At 63.8% G+C, this 18,131-nt stretch carries 17 protein-coding genes and 1 pseudogene; 4 read left to right on the top strand and 14 right to left on the bottom strand.

The features are described 5' to 3' along the window. Nucleotides 1-93: 93 nt before the first annotated feature. From ACMDCR_RS16465 to ACMDCR_RS16455, 3 genes are all read right to left on the bottom strand, one after another. Nucleotides 94-1,512, bottom strand: coding sequence for an AtzE family amidohydrolase (locus ACMDCR_RS16465; RefSeq protein WP_413987643.1), 1,419 nt, complete (start codon nt 1,510-1,512; stop codon nt 94-96). Next, nucleotides 1,509-1,700, bottom strand: coding sequence for a DUF4089 domain-containing protein (locus ACMDCR_RS16460; protein WP_413987642.1), 192 nt, complete (start codon nt 1,698-1,700; stop codon nt 1,509-1,511). Before ACMDCR_RS16460 ends, ACMDCR_RS16465 begins: the two co-directional genes overlap by 4 nt. A 75-nt stretch (nt 1,701-1,775) precedes the next feature. Beyond that, complete coding sequence (locus ACMDCR_RS16455; protein ID WP_413987641.1) at nt 1,776-2,612, bottom strand: glycosyltransferase family 2 protein; 837 nt, start codon at nt 2,610-2,612, stop codon at nt 1,776-1,778. A 391-nt stretch (nt 2,613-3,003) separates the two neighbouring features. Here ACMDCR_RS16455 and ACMDCR_RS16450 point away from each other — a divergent pair, with 391 nt between their 5' ends. Beyond that, entirely contained in the window at nt 3,004-4,065 is a 1,062-nt protein-coding gene (locus ACMDCR_RS16450) for a class I SAM-dependent methyltransferase (protein ID WP_413993645.1), read from the top strand. 232 nt (nt 4,066-4,297) lie between these two features. Here the strand turns inward: ACMDCR_RS16450 and glpX are convergent, their stop codons facing one another. The 5 genes from glpX to ACMDCR_RS16425 form a co-directional block, all read right to left on the bottom strand. Further along, a complete protein-coding gene (gene glpX, locus ACMDCR_RS16445) occupies nt 4,298-5,296 on the bottom strand; it encodes a class II fructose-bisphosphatase (protein WP_413987640.1) in 999 nt (332 codons plus the stop codon). A gap of 32 nt (nt 5,297-5,328) precedes the next feature. Continuing rightward, a complete protein-coding gene (locus tag ACMDCR_RS16440; RefSeq protein WP_413987639.1) occupies nt 5,329-6,654 on the bottom strand; it encodes a homoserine dehydrogenase in 1,326 nt (441 codons plus the stop codon). A gap of 303 nt (nt 6,655-6,957) precedes the next feature. Then, complete coding sequence (locus ACMDCR_RS16435; protein WP_413993529.1) at nt 6,958-7,866, bottom strand: alpha/beta hydrolase family protein; 909 nt, start codon at nt 7,864-7,866, stop codon at nt 6,958-6,960. 106 nt (nt 7,867-7,972) lie between these two features. Then, nucleotides 7,973-8,638, bottom strand: a complete 666-nt coding sequence (locus tag ACMDCR_RS16430; RefSeq protein WP_413993644.1) for an RlmE family RNA methyltransferase — start codon at nt 8,636-8,638, stop codon at nt 7,973-7,975. A gap of 89 nt (nt 8,639-8,727) precedes the next feature. Next, nucleotides 8,728-9,753 carry a Ppx/GppA phosphatase family protein gene (locus ACMDCR_RS16425; protein WP_413993528.1) on the bottom strand — a complete coding sequence of 342 codons (1,026 nt, stop codon included), beginning with the start codon at nt 9,751-9,753 and terminating at the stop codon, nt 8,728-8,730. A 188-nt stretch (nt 9,754-9,941) separates the two neighbouring features. Here ACMDCR_RS16425 and ACMDCR_RS16420 point away from each other — a divergent pair, with 188 nt between their 5' ends. Continuing rightward, nucleotides 9,942-11,138, top strand: a complete 1,197-nt coding sequence (locus ACMDCR_RS16420) for a bifunctional 2-C-methyl-D-erythritol 4-phosphate cytidylyltransferase/2-C-methyl-D-erythritol 2,4-cyclodiphosphate synthase (RefSeq protein WP_413993527.1) — start codon at nt 9,942-9,944, stop codon at nt 11,136-11,138. A gap of 61 nt (nt 11,139-11,199) precedes the next feature. Beyond that, a complete protein-coding gene (locus ACMDCR_RS16415; RefSeq protein WP_413993526.1) occupies nt 11,200-11,709 on the top strand; it encodes a CinA family protein in 510 nt (169 codons plus the stop codon). 98 nt (nt 11,710-11,807) lie between these two features. Here the strand turns inward: ACMDCR_RS16415 and ACMDCR_RS16410 are convergent, their stop codons facing one another. After that, the gene (locus ACMDCR_RS16410) at nt 11,808-12,278 is read right to left on the bottom strand and encodes a type II toxin-antitoxin system RatA family toxin (RefSeq protein ID WP_413993525.1); all 471 of its coding nucleotides are present in this window, start codon (nt 12,276-12,278) and stop codon (nt 11,808-11,810) included. A 167-nt stretch (nt 12,279-12,445) separates the two neighbouring features. Here ACMDCR_RS16410 and ACMDCR_RS16405 point away from each other — a divergent pair, with 167 nt between their 5' ends. Beyond that, nucleotides 12,446-13,366, top strand: a complete 921-nt coding sequence (locus ACMDCR_RS16405) for a GNAT family N-acetyltransferase (RefSeq protein ID WP_413993524.1) — start codon at nt 12,446-12,448, stop codon at nt 13,364-13,366. 91 nt (nt 13,367-13,457) lie between these two features. Here the strand turns inward: ACMDCR_RS16405 and ACMDCR_RS16400 are convergent. From ACMDCR_RS16400 to ACMDCR_RS16380, 5 genes and pseudogenes are all read right to left on the bottom strand, one after another. After that, a pseudogene (locus ACMDCR_RS16400) lies at nt 13,458-13,667 on the bottom strand (type II toxin-antitoxin system RelE/ParE family toxin); the annotation flags it as partial. Beyond that, nucleotides 13,667-14,116, bottom strand: a complete 450-nt coding sequence (locus ACMDCR_RS16395; protein WP_413993523.1) for a hypothetical protein — start codon at nt 14,114-14,116, stop codon at nt 13,667-13,669. The gene ACMDCR_RS16395 and the pseudogene ACMDCR_RS16400, both read right to left, overlap by 1 nt. A gap of 96 nt (nt 14,117-14,212) precedes the next feature. Beyond that, nucleotides 14,213-15,175 carry a lipoyl synthase gene (gene lipA, locus ACMDCR_RS16390; RefSeq protein ID WP_413993522.1) on the bottom strand — a complete coding sequence of 321 codons (963 nt, stop codon included), beginning with the start codon at nt 15,173-15,175 and terminating at the stop codon, nt 14,213-14,215. A 57-nt stretch (nt 15,176-15,232) separates the two neighbouring features. Next, nucleotides 15,233-16,672 carry a dihydrolipoyl dehydrogenase gene (gene lpdA / locus ACMDCR_RS16385; protein ID WP_413993521.1) on the bottom strand — a complete coding sequence of 480 codons (1,440 nt, stop codon included), beginning with the start codon at nt 16,670-16,672 and terminating at the stop codon, nt 15,233-15,235. Nucleotides 16,673-16,778: 106 nt separating this feature from the next. After that, on the bottom strand, nt 16,779-18,128 hold the full coding sequence (locus ACMDCR_RS16380; protein ID WP_413993520.1) for a pyruvate dehydrogenase complex dihydrolipoamide acetyltransferase: 1,350 nt from the start codon (nt 18,126-18,128) through the stop codon (nt 16,779-16,781). Between the last annotated feature and the right edge of the window lie 3 nt (nt 18,129-18,131).

Raw genomic sequence — 18,131 nt, 5'->3', positions numbered from 1 at the left:
CCAAATTGCGATTGAGGGCGCCCGCGACCCCCTCGCGAAAGCTGCCAGAGTCGTGGCATCTCCCATGCCAGATTCCCGCGATGGGACTGCACCCTACTCCAGATTGGCGACGGGAGCACGGGCGACGCCGGCGGTCTCCAGCGCCCAGGCGGCGCGCAATGCAAGATCCTCGCGCCAGGCTGGCGCGATCACCTGCACGCCGATGGGCAGCTTCTGGTTTTCGCTCCAGAGCGGAACGGTGACAACGGGTAGGCCAATGAAGGAGATCGGCTGGGTGTATAGTCCCAGATTGGCGCGCACCGGCAAGGTGCTGCCGCCGACCTCCATGGTTGCCTGGCCGATCTTCGGAGCGCGACAAGGCGTCGCCGGCGCCAGGATGATATCGATTCGCTCGAAGATGCGATGCATCTCGCCTTTGAACCACTGGCGGAACTTATGCGCCTGAGCCACCCAGGTTGCGGGCACCATATTGCCTGCGATCAGGCGATCCCGCACGGCGGGGTCAAAGTCCTGCGCGCGGGTCATCAGCCGCTCGCGATGCAGGGCGCCGCCCTCCGTCGTGGTGATCAGGAAGGCCGCAGCGCGCGCCACGGCGGCCTGCGGTACGGTAACGACCTCGGTAGCGTCGAGCGCCTTGGCGCAGCGCCGCACCGCCTCGAAAGCCTCAATATTGCCCGACTGGGCGAAGTAGCCGTCGGCGACGGCGATGCGTAGCCCCTCGACACCGCGGCCGAGTTCGAACAGGGCCGGCTGCGCGGGGCGCTCCGTGCAGGCGGGATCGTCGGGATCGGGCCCCTGCATCACGTCATAGGCGAGTGCGAGATCGCGGGTGGAACGGGCCAGCGGGCCTGTGTGATCGAGGCTGGCGACGAAGGGAAAAGTCCGGGCCCGGCTCAGCCGACCGAAGGTGGGCTTCAAGCCGAACAGGCCACAGAGCGACGCCGGCACCCGGATCGAGCCATTGGTGTCTGTGCCGAGCGACAGAGGCACGAATCCTGCCGCCACGGCGCTCGCCGAGCCGCTCGAGGAACCACCGGCCATATGGTCTGTCGCATGCGGATTGCGCGAGGGGCCATCGTGGAAATTCTCGCCCGTAAAATCATAGGCATATTCGCCCATGTTGAGGGCGCCGATGCAGATCGCGCCCTGCCCTTCCAGGCGCTCGATCAGTGTGGCATCGCGCCTGGCAGGCTGGTTGACGCGGTTGATCTTGGAGCCCGCGAGCGTGATCACCCCGGCAACGTCGTAAAGGTTCTTGGCAGCGAAGGGCACTCCGGCAAGCGCTCCCACGGGCTTGCCGGCGGCGTGCCTGACATCGATGGCATCGGCCTTGGCCAGCGCCCGTTCCGCCACGATGGCCGTGAAGGCTCCGATCCTGTCGTCGAACTTCTCGATGCGAGCCAGCGCATGTTCCACCATCGCCCGCGCGGTAAAGCGCCCGCTACGCACGCTCGTGGAGATTTCGAGAATGCCCAGGCTTGGCGAGCAACCGGCGTCGAGAAGGCCCGTCATGCTTCAAAGACCGGAGCTGACTGGTCGGCATCGTCCATATGAAAGGCAAGTACCGCCTCCGCGAACTCGGCCGTAATCTTCAGGTTGGTGGCGATGCCCTCGCGATAGTCGGGGGAGATCGGAATGCCGATCATCGGCCCCACGGCATCGATCACAGCCAGTGCATCGAAGTCCGGTTTGTCGCCCATCGCCTCGCCCTCGTGAGGATTCCGACAGGAAATGTCACCTCTTCCCCGCTCGATGACAAGCCCAATATGGAAGGGTCACTCCAGATCGCGCATTCGCCGCCGCTCCATGTGCTTGGCCAGTCGAAGGAAGCGGAAATAGGCGTAATTCGTCGCGGTGGCAATGCCATACAGACCGCGCACGAAATGGCGCCGGCCGATATAGGCCTTCAGGAAATTGAGCGGAAATTCGGTGAGGATGCGCCAGGTATTGAGCGTCTTGCCGCGTAAATCGAGATCCTCGGCCTGCTGCTCGGTATAAGAGTTCAACTTGGCGATCTCGTCGCCGAGGGAGCGCACGGAGAAGTGGTGGATCTTGCCCTTGAGTCGCTCGATTCGCGGGCTCACATTGAAATGCACCCGGTCATGCACGGTCGAATCGACATAGCGCCCGCGGTCGAGGCGATAGAGCCGAACAGGCGAAAGCGTATGGCCCCAGGGATGGGGCTCGCGCTCGCCAGGAAAGATCTCGGCGATCGTGGTCTCATAACCGTCGGCAGCAGGACCGCTACCCTCGAACAGGGCCCGGATCGAAGCAGCCAGGCGGGGCGAGACGACCTCATCTGCGTCGACGTTCAGGATCCAGTTGTGCCGGCACTGATCCTCAGCAAAACGCTTCTGCGGCCCGTAGCCCGGCCAGGAATTGTGGATCACCCGCCCCCCGAGCCTCGACGCGATCTCCTGGGTGCCATCCGTCGAGCCCGAATCGATCACGACCAGATCGTCGGTCAACTCGCGGACAGCCTCGATCGTCGGGCCGATCCTGTCGGCCTCGTTGAAGGCGATGATGAAGACGGAGAGGGGCAGCGGGCTGGATGGCACGGGCGTGGGGTTCGGCTTTGACGGGGCGATGAGCGGCTTGGCGATGATCGACATGGCCGTGATCTAATCGAAGCGCTTCAAAAAGGCCAGCCTGTCATCGGCCGCAGCCAACCGGCACCTTCCGAGGCGCCGCCTCTTTCGGATTACGACTTCTGGTCAGGAGCGGCACCTATAGCTTTCCTGTAGTGTGGCGACGTGTCGGGCCGGCTGGAGCACTCCTCGCAACACCGGAAGCAAATCTTCATCCCTAGAACAGACGTAACTTTTGTCGGACAGCGGCTCCCACCGCCTGAACCGCGCCAGGATCTCCGCACATCCCTCGATATCATATGGCCGAAATCGCCATGCGGGGGCGGGAAAGCATCAGTGCGTTTGGAGTGTCGAACCGGCAAGTGCTCGTTCTGCCAAAACAAATCGAGACGAGGATTGGACGATGAACGTACAGATGCAGACGATAGATCCAGACAAGCTGAACGCCTTCATGGGCAAGATGCTCAATGATGTCGGCGCTGCGATGAACGCCTCCTTGCTGCTCATCGGCGACAGGCTGGGTCTCTTCAAGGCGCTCGCCGAAGGTGGCCCGATGACCTCCTCTGAGCTCGCCGGGAAGACCGGGACAGCCGAGCGCTATGTCCGCGAATGGCTTTCAGCCCAGGCAGCATCCGGCTACATCGTCTACGATACGGCCAGCGGCAAATTCTCGATGGAGCCGGAGCAGGCGGCCGTGTTCGCCGACGATGACAGCCCCGTCTTCCTGGGCGCCGTCGGCGATCTCGTGGCGGCGACCATGCGCGACGAGCCTCTCATCTCCGATGCTTTCAAGAGCGGCAAGGGTGTCGGCTGGGACAAGCGTAACAAATGCCTGTTCTGTGGCACGGCGCGCTTCTTTCGCACGAGCTATCGCCACTACCTCGTCCAGGAATGGCTCCCGGCACTGGAGGGCGTCGTGAAGAAGCTGGAGCGCGGTGCCGCCGTCGCCGATGTCGGCTGCGGGCACGGGGTCTCCACCATGATCATGGCGCAGGCCTTCCCGAACTCACGTTTCCACGGTTTCGACTATCATCAAGGTTCGATCGACGATGCCCGCCAGGCGGCACGGGATGCCGGCATGGCCGATCGCGTCAGCTTCGATGTGAGTACGGCAAAGACCGTTCCGGCTGGCGGCTATGACCTCGTCTGCTTCTTCGACTGCCTGCACGACATGGGCGATCCGGTTGGAGCGCTCCGCCATATCCGCAGCACGATGGCGCCCGACGGCACCTGCATGCTCGTGGAGCCTTTCGCCAATGACAGGCTGGAGGACAATCTGAACCCAGTTGGGCGCGTCTATTACGCAGCCTCGACCGTGATCTGTACCCCGGCTTCGCTCGACCAGGAGGTCGGCCTTGCGCTCGGCGCCCAGGCCGGTGAGGCACGCCTGCGCAAGGTCGCGGAAGAAGCCGGCTTCACTCGCTTCCGCCGCGCCGCCGAAACGCCCTTCAACCTGATCCTGGAAGTGAGGTTGTAGGAGGCGCCGGAATCGCGCGACTCTTGCCCGCTCGATTCATCCAAGGTTTGAGCGGCAATCGGCGTGCCGGTCTTCGGACCTGCATGCCCTCGACATAGCGGAAGATGCCGTTCTCGCCACATCGACGGTTGGTCGATGTGGCTGAGAAAATCGGCGCACCAATTGCACCCCTTCTTGCCCGCGCAGCACTTGCAAGAGCAGGCTGGAAGCGCGCGATCCCAGGGAGCGCACCTCAGTCGAGATTGAACTTCGACATTTGGCGATGTTCACCGTGGATCCGGCGCACGGTGCCGTTCAGCGAGCGGTAGATCACGGTTTCCGTGGTGATCACGGGTCCGCGGAACTTCACGCCCTGCAGCAAAGCGCCGTCGGTGACGCCGGTGGCGGCCACGATGACGTCGCCCGAAGCGAGCTCCTCCATGCGGTATTTCTTGGTGGGATCGGTCACGCCCATCTTGAGCGCGCGCTCGCGCTTGGTCTCGGTGTCGAGGATCAGGCGTCCCTGCATCTGGCCGCCGACGCAGCGCAGCGCAGCGGCCGCCAGCACGCCTTCCGGCGCGCCGCCGATACCGAGATAGATGTCGATGCCGGTGTCGAGCGGATTGGTCGTGAAGATCACGCCGGCCACGTCGCCATCGGTGATGACGCGGATGGAGGCGCCTACCTTGCGAATTGCGTCGATGATCGGCGCATGTCGCGGACGGTCGAGCACGAGAGCCGTCAGCTCTCGCGGCTTGACGCCCTTGGCCTTGGCGAGGGAGTGCAGATTGTCCTCGACGCTGGCGTCGAGATCGACCACGCCCTCCGAGTAGCCCGGGCCGACGGCGATCTTGTCCATGTAAACGTCGGGCGCATTCAGGAGCGAGCCGGCACTGGCCATGGCCATCACGGCGATGGAGCCCGGCATGTCCTTGGCGCAGAGCGTCGTGCCTTCCAGGGGGTCCACGGCGATATCGACCTTCGGTCCCAGGCCGTTGCCGACACGCTCGCCGATGAACAGCATCGGCGCCTCGTCGCGTTCGCCTTCGCCGATGACGATGGTGCCGTCGATCGGCATCTTGTTCAGTTCGCGCCGCATGGCATCGACGGCCGCCTTGTCGGCCGCCTTCTCGTCGCCCCGGCCGCGCAGCAGGGCCGAGGCCACCGCGGCGCGCTCGGTCACACGCACCAGTTCGAGGGAGAGGATGCGCTCGATGACATCCTTTGGCTTGACGTGAATAATCTCCGACATCGCTTCCTCCGATTTACTGAGATGGACGAGCTCTATTCGCGCTCGATCCTGATCAATTGTGGGGTTTCTACAATGTAGCCGTCGGACACCATCGCATCGAGGGCGCCGCGAATATCCGCTTCGGTCGTCGCGTAGGTGATCAGCACGACGGGAACGGCGCCGGCCACCTTGCTGGGATCATCGCCCCCGAAGACCCTGCTGCCGCGATGCTTCTGGACAATCGATTCCAGCGAAATGCCGCGCTCGGCCATGCGGGTGGCGATGCCGGCGGCTGCGCCGGGCCGGTCAGCCACAGACAGCCGGACATAATAGCCGCCCTTGTGGGCCTGCATGGCGGCCGGGGCCAGGGATTCGAGATCGCCGCTCTTCCTGCCAAAGGCGGCCAGCACGCGGCCACGCGCAATGTCGGCGATGTCACTGACCACCGCGGAAGCCGTAGCCTCGCCGCCGGCGCCCGGGCCGACCAGCGTCAACTCGGGCACGGCATCGGCATCGATCGCAACCGCGTTGGTGACGCCGTTGACCTGGGCGATCGGCGTCGACTTCGGCACCATGGTCGGATGCACGCGCTGCTCCACTCCGGACTCGGTGCGAGTGGCGACGCCGAGCAGCTTGATGCGGTAGCCAAGTTCGTCCGCAGCGACGAGATCTTCGGTGGTGATGCGCTCGATGCCCTCGACATGGATGGCGTCGGCATTGACCTGCGTACCAAAGGCGAGGCTGGTCAGGATGGCGAGCTTGTGGGCGGTGTCGAAGCCGCCGATATCGAAGGTGGGATCGGCCTCGGCATAGCCCAGGCGCTGCGCCTCCTTCAGGCAGTCGTCGAAGGACAGGCCTTCAGCCTCCATCTTGGTCAGGATGTAGTTGCAGGTGCCGTTCAGGATGCCATAGACGCGGTCGATGTTGTTGCCGATCAGCGCCTCGCGCAGTGTCTTGATGATCGGTACGCCGCCGGCGACCGCCGCCTCGAAATTGAGGGCGACGCCGGCCTTCTCGGCACGGCGGGCGAGATCGACACCATGGCGGGCGAGCAGCGCCTTGTTGGCGGTGACCACGGGCTTGCCGGCGTCGAGTGCCGCCTTCACCGCCTCATGCGCAGCCCCCTCCTCGCCGCCCATCAGTTCGACGAACACATCGACATCGGGATCGCGGGCGAGCTCGACCGGATTGTCGAACCAGCGGTAGCGCTCGAGCGGCAGGCCGCGATCGCGAGCGCGGTTGCGGGCCGATACCGCCGTGACGACGATGCCACGGCCGCAATTGGCGGCCAGCGCATTAGCCCGGCGATCGAGCAAGCGAATGGTCGAGGCGCCGACAGTGCCGAGGCCCGCGATACCGATTTTGAGAGGATCAGCCATAGTCAGTCCGAATATGAAGGTGCGCTCTTGTGCAATGCCGCGACGCCGGGATCAAGTCATCAACGCGCTGATTTCTCGCGATGAACTTTCCAGCACGGCAGGAAAAGAACTTTGCGGGCCGCCAATTCACGCTGGGGCATTGAATGCTTTCTCGTCCGTATCCCGGAGTAGCGATCATTCACCAGAGAGAATTCGCGCCTGGCCGCGAAAGCCTCGTCGCTGAGCTTGCAGCAACCCGCGAGCAGAGGCGCATGGGAAGAGGCGTGTCACGCGCCAAGTCGCGGTAGTGTCCCATGAGGCCGTTTATCCGCTGACGCCGCTTCCGAGCTTGGCGAAGAATGCCAGGCTGCGCATGGTTTCTTCCGGCAAGGCGGAGAAATGGTCGCCGCGCACAGGCGCATACTCGACGGGCAGGCCGGCGGCCCTGGCGCGGCTCAGGGTAAGCTCGGACATGTCCGTCGAGCGCGTTTCCTCCGAGCCGTGCTGGATCAACAGCGGGCATTTGAAACTGGTGGCATAGCAGACGGCCGAGCGCATCTCGAATTCGCGCGGATCGGAGGTATCGAAGCGGATATCCTCCGGAAAGCGCTTGAAGAAGGCATAGGCGCTGGGATTGCCGGAGAAGGACGAGGCTCCGCGAAACAGCTTCGTGCTCAGGGAGGCCAGCAATGTAAGCGTACCGCCGACGCTGTGGCCACTGACGAAGACGCGCGAGGGATCGACATCGGGCTGTGCCGCCAGCACCCTGCCGGCGGCGAGCACGTCGCTTGTCTCGTCGTAGAAGCCGGAGAAAGCGCCCTTCTGGCCATTCTCAGCCCGGAAGGCCGGCACCATCACGATGTAGCCCGCTTTGAGATAGGGCCCGGTCAGATCCCAATGGCCGGTGCCGAGCCCATTGCCGCCATGCAGGAACAGCAGGGCCGGCCGCTTGCCTCCCTTTGCGTCGGGCATCGATCGCCAGGCCTTGAGGTCGAGCGAACCTGAGCGATAGGGCAGCACCTGCGCGCCGTCGGGCGGCTCAGTCAGAGGATCGCCGCCGTCGGGCGCTGGGCCGGCTTTGAGGATATGCGTACGGAAGCTCTGGCGATCGCTCGCGTAATCCCGCGCGATCAGCGGCGGCACGGAAGGAGCGGCCTGCGCCTCCAAAGGCAGGAACGAGGCAGCGGCGCCGGCCAGGAGGGAGCGGCGGTTCAATATCGATTGGGAAGCCATGCGGATGTCTCGACAATGCGGTGCCATTCATACCTGCAAAGATGGCAATTTCTGCATGATCGCTGACAAAAGAGCTGATCCTCCGACACCCCACAAAAGATCGACATCAGGATGATGCCGCGTCTTTGCGCCCGCGAAAGCCGGTGGCCAGCACGTAGATCTCGCTCGACCCCGCTCGGCTGGCCGCCGGTTTGATATGCTTCACCACGGCGAAATCGCGCTTCAGAAGCGTGAGAATGTCGCCCTCGGTGCCGCCCTGGAACACCTTGGCCAGGAAGGCGCCGCCTGGCGAGAGCACCTCGACGGCGAAGTAGGCGGCGGCTTCAACCAAGGCGACGATGCGCAGATGGTCCGTGGCACGATGGCCGACTGTGTTGGCCGCCATGTCGGAGAGAACGAGATCGGCCGGGCCGCCCAGCATCTCCTTCAGGCGCTCGGGCGCGGCATCATCCATGAAGTCCATCTGTACGAAATCGACGCCCGGCAGCGGATCGATCGGCAGGAGGTCGATGGCCACCACCTTGCCCCGGCCATTGATGGAATCGGTGATCTCCGCCGCGAGCTGCGACCAACCGCCCGGCGCGGCGCCGAGGTCGAGCACGCGCTGGCCCGGCTTGAGGAGCCTGGCCTTCTCGTCGATCTCGATCAGCTTATAGATAGCACGCGACCGGCGCCCCTCGCGCTTCGCGCGGGCTACATACGGATCGTTGAGCTGGCGCTCGAGCCAAAGCTGCGAGGAGTGGGTGCGCCCGCGCGCCGTCTTCAGGCGCACGCCTAGCTCGCGAGCGCCGCTGCCCCGCCCCGAGCTGTTCTTGCCGTTACCCGGGCCGCCCTTCCCGCCGCCCTTGCCTGTACCGCCGCTCACGGATGACGACCCGAGCCATTATGCCGCCAGACGTGATCTTCCTGCATCATCTGCACCAGCAGGCCCTCGCGCAGGCCCCGATCGGCCACGCGCAGGCGCTCGCACGGGAAGGCACGACGGATAGCCTCGAATATCGCGCATCCGGCCATCACCAGGTCGGCCCTTTCGGGCCCGATACAGGCATTGGCGACGCGCTGCTCATAGGTCATGTCCAAGAGGTTTTCGAGCACGGTGTCGACCTCACCGCGCGACATCCAGAGTCCATCGACGCGTCGGCGATCATAACGCGGCAATTCGAGATGGATGCCCGCCATTGTGGTCACGGTGCCGGAGGTGCCGAGAAGATGCAGCCTCCCAACCCCGGCACTGATGGCCTGGCGATGCTCGAAGGGCGCCAGCATGGTCGAGACGTCGTCGACCATCTTCTCGAAGCTTTCGCGCGTCACCCGTACGCCGCCATGGCGTTCCGACAGGGTCACCACGCCGACCGGGAGCGAGGTCCAGCCGCGTACCTTGGGCTGGCGCAGGCGATCATTGCCATCGATATCGAGCCAGACCACCTCGGAGGACCCGCCGCCGATATCGAAGAGCACGACGCCGTCGAGATACCGATCAATGAGGGGAATGCAGCCAGCCGCCGCCAGACGCGCCTCCGTCTCACGGTCGACGATTTCGAGGTCGAGCCCTGTCTCTCGCAGCACGCGCTCGACAAAGGCGAGGCCGTTTTCGGCGGCGCGACAGGCCTCGGTCGCGATCAGGCGAGCCCGGTCGACGCGACGATCGCGCATCTTCTGTGCACAGACGGCAAGCGCGTCGACAGCACGACCCATGGCGTTTATATGCAGGCTGCCGCTGGCTCCCAGCCCTTCGCCCAGGCGCACGATGCGCGAAAAGGCGTCGATGACACGGAAGCCATCGCCAGCAGGGCGAGCAACCAGCAGACGGCAATTATTCGTCCCAAGATCAAGCGCTGCATAGGTATGGTGGCGGCGCAATTGTTCGCCGTGCCGCAACTGCGGCACGAGCCCGTTTCCACCACTATTCGACCAAGGCGCCTGAGCCTCCAAACTGCGATCCACCAAAATCTAACCTTGACACTGCCCGGTCGCAGTTTTTCACGCGCCGCAGGCATTTCGCCACTTCGTTCATGAGTGTAACAAGTTCCGCGCGCGTGGCGATAGGGAATTCTAAGCATGACCGTGTTATTCAGATGATCGATGGTACAGGGAAGTTGCGTGTCGCAGCCTTGATCGTCGCAGCCGGTCGGGGGTCTCGTGTCGGAGGATCCCTGCCGAAGCAATATCGCCTGCTAGGCGGACAGAGCGTGCTGGCCCGGACGCTGTCCCTGTTCGAGCATCATCCCGATATCGACAGCATCACCACGGTGATCGGACTTGGCGACGAGCCTCTCTTCCAGGCTAGCGCCAAGGGAATCAGCAAGCTTACCAGTTCCGTTACCGGAGGCAGCACCCGGCAGGCCTCATGCCTTGCCGGCCTGAAGGCGCTGCGGGCCGAGAAGCCCGATATCGTACTGCTGCATGACGCTGCCCGTCCCTTCGCAACGCCGGACCTGATCACCCGCGCGATCGAGGCGGCGCAACGTCACGAGGCAGCCGTTCCGGGGCTGGCCGTCACCGACACGATCAAGCAGATCGATGCCGAAGGCTTCGTGACAGCGACACCGGACCGCGCCCGCCTGCGCTCGGTGCAGACGCCGCAGGCCTTTGCCTTCGACCTGATTCTGGTCTCTCATCTCAGCGCCGCAGCTGCCGGGATCGGCACGCTAACCGATGATGGCGCTGTCGCCGAATGGGCCGGCCATCCTCTTTTCATCTTCGAAGGCGAAACCACCAATATGAAACTGACGACCGAAAGCGATTTCCAGCGCGCCGAGCAATTCGTCTCCGAGCTGGCAGCCCTCGGCGATGTCCGCACCGGAACCGGCTTCGACGTGCACGCCTTCACCGATGGAGACCATGTCTGGCTCAACGGCCTGAAGATCCCGCATGAGCGGGCATTGAAAGGCCATTCCGACGCAGATGTCGGCCTGCATGCGCTGACGGATGCCATTCTCGGGGCGATAGGCGACGGCGATATCGGCTCTCATTTCCCGCCTTCCGATCCGCAATGGAAGGGCGCCGCCTCCGACCGCTTCCTCGCCCATGCAGTCGCGCTGGTAACGGCGCGCGGCGGCGCCATCGCCCATCTCGACGTCACACTGTTATGCGAGGCTCCGAAGATCGGGCCGCATCGCGAGGCCATGCGGGCCCGCATTGCCGAGATCGCCGGCATTCCCGTCGATCGCGTCGGCGTGAAGGCGACGACGACGGAACAACTGGGTTTCACCGGCCGCCGCGAAGGCATTGCCGCCATGGCTTCAGCCACTGTGCGCCTGCCCTGGCATTGACGCCGCACTTTGTTCCCGCCAGCCTGCGGAGACCAAAGGGTCGGCGCGAGCGGAGCGAGTGATGAACGACGATGTCTTTTTCGATCAGGCCAGGGACGTTCTGGCCGCCTGCCGGGCCAAGGGCTTGCTCGTCGCAACGGCCGAGTCCTGCACGGGCGGCCTGGTCGCCGGCGCTCTCACCGCGATCCCCGGCTCGTCCGATGTCGTCGACCGTGGCTTCGTGACCTACTCCAATGAGGCAAAGGCGCAGATGCTGGGCGTCTCCCCCGCCCTCATCGCCCGCGATGGCGCGGTAAGCGAAAGCGTTTCCTTCGCCATGGCGGAAGGCGCGGTGAACCATTCACGGGCAGATGTCGCCGTTTCCACCACAGGAATCGCCGGCCCCGGCGGCGGAACCGTGACGAAGCCCGTCGGCTTAGTACACTTCGCGGCCTGGAGCAGGCAGGGCCCGCGCCTTCATGTGGAACGGCGCTTCGGCGACCTCTCGCGCTCGGAGATCCGCAAGCGTTCGGTGGAGCAGGCGCTGGAACTGCTGATGAACCTAGTGGGGGAAATAAAGATCGTCGGCTAGAGCGTTGTACTTTCAGATCGAATCACCAAGCATCGCAAAATGCTTTTGATACTAGTAGGTTAATTTCAAAATTCGCTGCTACCCGAACGCATTTTGCTCTAGGCCGCGCCGATCGCCTTGCGCCCGTAGACGACATCGGCGCGTTTCTCGAAAGCTTCGGCAAAACGTCGGAAGGCGGCTTCGAACATCGCGCCCATCAGCATGCCAAGGGTCCGGGAACGGAAGGAATAGTCGATGAAGAACTCGACGACGCAGCCCCCTGCCCCACCATCCTTGAAGTTCCAGCGGTTCTCGAGATGGCTGAAGGGGCCGTCGAGATATTCGACCAGGATCTGCAGCTTCTCCCTGTCCATGGTCACGCGGCTGGCGAAGGTCTCGCGGATCAGCTTGTAGGCTACCGTCATGTCGGCAATCATCACCAGCCGGCCATCGGCCTGGGGCTGGCGGCTGCGCACCCGCAGGGCCGAACACAGCGGCACAAAGAGCGGGTATTTCTCGACATCGGCGACGAGGTCGAACATGTCGGCCGGCGAATGCTTGACGCGGCGTGTGGTGCGGAACGAAGGCATTTTTGGAACTCCGACGCCCTCATATAGGCATTGGACCATACAGGAAATGGTGTCTTGGCGCATTTCCGCGCCCTGCGACAAGATCGTCCGGCCAACCGGGCAATCCGCTTGAAGCACGGCGCAGTTTCATCTAGTGTTGACTCAGTCAACACTCGGGTGTCGAGCCCATGTCCACCATCGATGATGTGCGGGATTTCAACCGCTTCTACACGCAGAAGATCCGGCTGCTGGATCGCAACCTGCCGGCCAGCCCTCTCCCGCTGCCGGAGGCACGCATCGTCTATGAAGTCGCCAAGGCTGGCGAGCAGACCGCGGCCGATATCGGACGGCGGCTCGACATGGACAAGGCCCATCTGAGCCGGATCGTGGCCCGCTTGCGCGCTGCCAATCTTGTCGTCACCCGCACCGATCCCGACCATGCACGCCGGAGCCTGCTTTCGCTCACGCCGGAGGGACATGCCGTCTTCGCCAGGATGGAAGCCGGCACGATCGCCCAACTCGACGGACTGCTGACCGAGGTCGACGAACAGGACCGAGGCAGGCTGGTCGAGGCCATGCGGCAGATCAAGCAGCTGCTCGACGCCGATGTCCGGCCGCACAGCGAGCCTGTCCTGCGCACGCCACGGCCAGGCGATATCGGCTGGATCGTCCATCGCCAGGCCGAGCTCTACCATCAGGAATACGATTGGGACTGGACCTATGAGGGGCTGGCAGCCAGCATCCTTGGCAAGTTTGTCGCCGAGTTCGACGCCAGCCGCGAGGACGCCTGGGTTGCCGAACTCGATGGCCGCATCGCTGGCTCGATCTTCCTGATGAAGAGCGAGAATCCCGCAACAGCGAAACTTCGCCTGCTTTATGTCGAACCCTTTGCACGCGGCCACGGCCTCGGCCGGACACTGGTCCACGCCTGCATCGCACGCGCGAAGGAGTTGGGTTACGCCTCGCTCACGCTCTGGACCAACGATATCCTAACGGCGGCGCGCCGGATCTACCAGGCAGAGGGCTTCCGGCTGGAAAATGAGGAGGCGCATCATTCCTTCGGCAAGGACCTGGTCGGTCAGACCTGGACGCTGGATCTGAGGGACTAACGCCGCTGGGCCTCACGCTTCCTTGGGGGGGCCATTGCTGCGCGTGATGCAGGATCGTCAGGATGCGCACCTCCTGCCGCTCGATCGCATAAACAATGATATAGGGCGTCTGGCTCACTACGAGTTCAAACGTCTCTGGAACCCTTCCTCGGCGACCTTGTCTGGGCAAAGCTTGCAGACTATTTGCGCGGTCACGCAGGCGCTTCACTACGCGCTTGGCTGCCCCTAAATCATCTGGTGAAATTCGGTCGAAAATTGCGCGGCGAATAGCAATCGCCTCACGGCTCCAGATGAGGCGCATCAAGTCTCATTCATCATGCGCGCGAAATCCGCCTCTGCTTCCTCGTGGCTGACAATCTCGCCTCGCTCGATCGCATCGAGGCCCTCCTGCACTTTGGCACGAAACCAGGCATGATAATCGGCCGCCTCGCGCTGCTTGCGCAGGCGCTCGGCCTGGTCCGGGCGCTTGATCTCGTTCGCGTGGGCGTCGTACTCGGCGGCATCGACCTCGAAGCGATCCATACGCAGTTCCTCACGGATGAAGCTCACCGCGGTGTCGACATGCCGCCACAGCCGCATCCGGCGCGACTTCTGGGCGGCAATCGCCCGTTCGGCACTGCCGTATCGGATGACGACGGCCCAGCCGCCGGGTTGGCCGAGAATAATGGCGCCGCGCAAGGCCTGCGCCTCGACCAGAGGCTTGATGGCCTTGCTGTCGATCAGTTCGGGAACCCTGGACAAGGCCGTCATTGCCACCTCTCGCACTTAATGCTCGCGTGGCAATTATTCAGTATTTGCCGAGTCCTGTCTAGGTTGGCGTCCAGATCCGATAAACCACGGCGAATTTCATGCTCGGCCGAGCTTGGCCGCCCGGTTTGCCTTCAGCTTGGCGAAGTCATCGCCGGCGTGGTGCGAGGAGCGCGTCAGCGGCGAGGAGGACACCATCAGGAAGCCCTTGGTATAGGCTACCGTCTCGTAGCTCTTGAACTCGTCGGGCGTGACATACGCCACCACGGGATGATGCTTGCGCGAGGGCGCGAGATATTGGCCGATGGTGATGAAGTCGACATGGGCCGAGCGCAGATCGTCCATGAGCTGCAGCACCTCGTTCCGCTTCTCGCCGAGGCCGACCATGATGCCTGACTTGGTGAAGATCGACGGGTCGAGCTCCTTCACGCGCTGCAGCAGGCGCATCGAATGGAAATAACGGGCGCCGGGGCGCACCGTGAGGTAGTTCGAGGCCACCGTTTCCATATTGTGGTTGAACACGTCAGGCTTGGCGGCAACTACGACCTCCAGCGCCCCTTCCTTGCGCAGGAAGTCGGGAGTCAGCACTTCGATGGTAGTGCCGGGCGAGTGGCGGCGGATAGCCCTGATCACCTGCGCGAAATGCTCGGCCCCGCCATCCGCCAGATCGTCGCGGTCGACGGAGGTGATCACCACATGGCTGAGGCCGAGCTTGGCCACCGCGATGCCGGTATGCTCGGGCTCGTTGGGGTCAAGCGACCCGGGCATACCGGTCTTCACATTGCAGAAGGCGCAGGCCCGCGTGCAGGTGTCGCCCATGATCATGAATGTGGCGTGCTTCTTGTCCCAGCATTCGCCGATATTGGGGCAGCCCGCCTCCTCGCAGACGGTGACGAGATTGTTCTCCTTGACGATAGCCTGCGTATCCCGCCAGCCGGGCGAACCCGGCGCCTTGACGCGGATCCAGTCCGGCTTACGCAGCATCGGCTGGTCCGGGCGGTGCGCCTTTTCGGGATGCCGCGGGCGGCTGTCATTGTTCAGGAGGTCAAGCACGACGGCCATGGCATGCCTTTCAGGTCGCTCGCCCCGGCCACACGGCCCGGGCAGGACGAAAACAGATTACATATGGATAACGCGACCGTAGGCGTCCAGTACGCTCTCATGCATCATCTCCGACAGGGTCGGATGTGGGAATACCGCATGCATGAGATCTTCCTCGGTCGTCTCCAAATTCATGGCGATGACGAAGCCCTGGATGAGCTCGGTGACCTCGGCGCCCACCATATGCGCGCCGAGCAGCTTGCCCGTCTTGGCGTCGAACACCGTCTTGACCAGGCCTTCCGGCTCGCCTAGCGCGATGGCCTTGCCGTTGCCGATGAAGGGGAACCGGCCGACCTTGACGGTGTAGCCGGCATCCTTGGCCTTCTTCTCGGTAAGGCCGACACTGGCGATCTGCGGCGTGCAATAGGTGCAGCCGGGGATCTTGTCCTTCTCAAAGGCATGTGGATGCTTGCCGGCGATCGCCTCTACGCAGACCACGCCCTCATGCTCGGCCTTGTGAGCGAGCATTGGCGGTCCCGCGACGTCGCCAATGGCAAAGATGCCGGGCACATTGGTCTTGCCGAAGCCGTCAATGACGACGCAGCCGCGATCAGTCTTCACGCCGAGCTTCTCGAGGCCGAGATTCTCGATGTTGCCGACCACACCGACAGCCGAGATCATGCGATCGGCCTCGATCACCTGGCCCTTGCCATCGCCGGTCTCGACCGTGACTTTGACCGAGTTGGCTGATTTCTCGACCTTGGTCACCTTGGCACCCGAAAGGATCTTGATGCCGGCCTTCTCGAAACGCTTGCGGGCGTGGGCGGCGATCTCCTCGTCCTCCACCGGCAGGATCTGCGGCAGCACCTCGACCACGGTAACCTCCGCGCCGAGCGTGCGGTAGAAGGAGGCGAACTCGATGCCGATGGCGCCGGAGCCGACCACGATCAGCGATTTCGGCATATCCTGGGGGACCATGGCGTCGAAATAAGTCCAGATCAGCTTCTTGTCCGGCTCAAGGCCGGGCAACACTCGCGGGCGGGCACCGGTGGCCACGATGATGTTCCTGGCCTGGTAGGTGCCGGGGCCGAGCGCGCCTTTGGGAGCGGGAATGGCGGGGCCTTGAACCGATTTGGTGGAAGCCTTCACCGCGATCTCGCCCGGCTTGGTGATCTCGGCCTCGCCCCAGATCACGTCGACCTTGTTCTTCTTCAGAAGGAAGCCGACACCGGTGGCGAGCTGGGTGGAAACGCCGCGCGAACGCTTCACCACCGCGCCGACATCGGGCGTGATCGTGCCGTTTAGCGTCAGGCCGTAGTCCTTTGCGTGCTGGGAATTGTGCAACACCTCGGCTGAGCGCAGCAGAGCCTTGGTGGGAATGCAGCCCCAGTTGAGGCAGATGCCGCCCAGATGCTCGCGCTCGACCACGGCCGTCTTCAGGCCGAGCTGCGCCGAGCGGATGGCGGTGACGTAACCGCCGGGACCGGAGCCGATGATGATGACGTCGTAGGAACTCATGAAACGTCTCCTGACGGGAGCTGCATGGGGCACGCCCCTCCGCATGGCGGAAGGGGCACAAAATGAGGGGAAAGCTATTGACCTATAGATAGGACCGCCGCGCCCGTCACACCAGCATGCTCATTGGCTTCTCGATGTAGCCCCTGATCGCCTGCATCAGCTCGGCGCCGAGCGCGCCATCCACCGCGCGGTGGTCGGTGGAGAGCGTCAGCGACATCACCGTGGCAACCTTGATCTCACCGCCATGCACCACCGGCTGCTTGATGCCGGCGCCGACGGCCAGGATCGAGGCGTGCGGCGGGTTGACGATGGCCGAGAACGACTTCACGCCGAACATGCCGAGATTGGATACCGAACCGGTGCCGCCCTGATATTCTTCCGGCTTCAGCTTGCGGTTCTTTGCACGGGCAGCAAGGTCCTTCATCTCGCCGGAGATGGCCGAGAGCGTCTTGCTTTCCGCGTTGCGGATGATCGGCGTGATCAGGCCGCCGGGGATCGAGACCGCCACGCCGACGTCAGCATTCTTGTGCTTGAGCATGGCGCCGTCGGTCCAGGAGACGTTGGCCTCCGGCACGGCCTTGAGGGCGAGCGCGTAAGCCTTGATCACCATGTCGTTGACCGAGATCTTGAAGGAGGGCTTGCCCTCCTTGGTCAGCGGCGCACCGTGGTTGATCTGCTCGCGCAGGGCCAGCAGCGCATCGATCTCCACTTCCGCCGTGAGATAGAAATGCGGGATGGTGGACTTGGCCTCCGTGAGACGACGCGCAATGGTCTTGCGCATGCCGTCATGGGGAATCTCCTCATAGGAGCCGGCCGCAAAGAGCTTCTTGGTCGCCTCGTCCGAAGCGCCGGCGGGAGCCGAGGCTGGGGCGGCGGCGGGTTTCGGTGCCTCGGCAGCCGGCGGCGCCGCGGCAGGAGCCGCTGACCTGGTGCCGCCACCGGCTATGGCCGCCTGCACATCCTTCTCGATGATGCGGCCATGCGGGCCGGAGCCTGCGATGGCGGCAAGATCGAGACCGGCATCCTTGGCGATGCGCTTGGCAAGCGGCGAAGCGAATATCCGCGAACCAGCCTGAGCTGCCGCTGGCGCCGTCGCCGGAACCGCTGTAGCAGTAGGAGCAGCAGGAGCAGCAGGCGCGGGCGCAGCCAAAGCAGGAGGCGCAGCCTTGGGCGCAGGTGCGCCGCCGCCGGAAGCCACCGCCTTGGCATCCTCGCCCTCGCTGGCGATGATGGCGATGAGGTCGTTCACCGGCACATCGGCTGTGCCCTCAGGCACGACGATCTTGGCCAGCACGCCCTCGTCGATCGCTTCGACTTCCATCGTTGCCTTGTCGGTCTCGATCTCGGCCAGAACGTCACCGGACTTGATGGAGTCGCCTTCCTTCTTGAGCCATTTGGCAAGATTGCCCTTCTCCATGGTGGGAGACAGGGCAGGCATCAGAACATTTACGGGCATCGG

It is taken from the genome of Labrys okinawensis (assembly GCF_047345005.1).
GTDB classification, from domain to species: Bacteria; Pseudomonadota; Alphaproteobacteria; order Rhizobiales; family Labraceae; genus Labrys; species Labrys okinawensis.
Note: the sequence above shows the minus strand (reverse complement) of the source record. Positions and strands in the feature narration are given on the sequence as shown.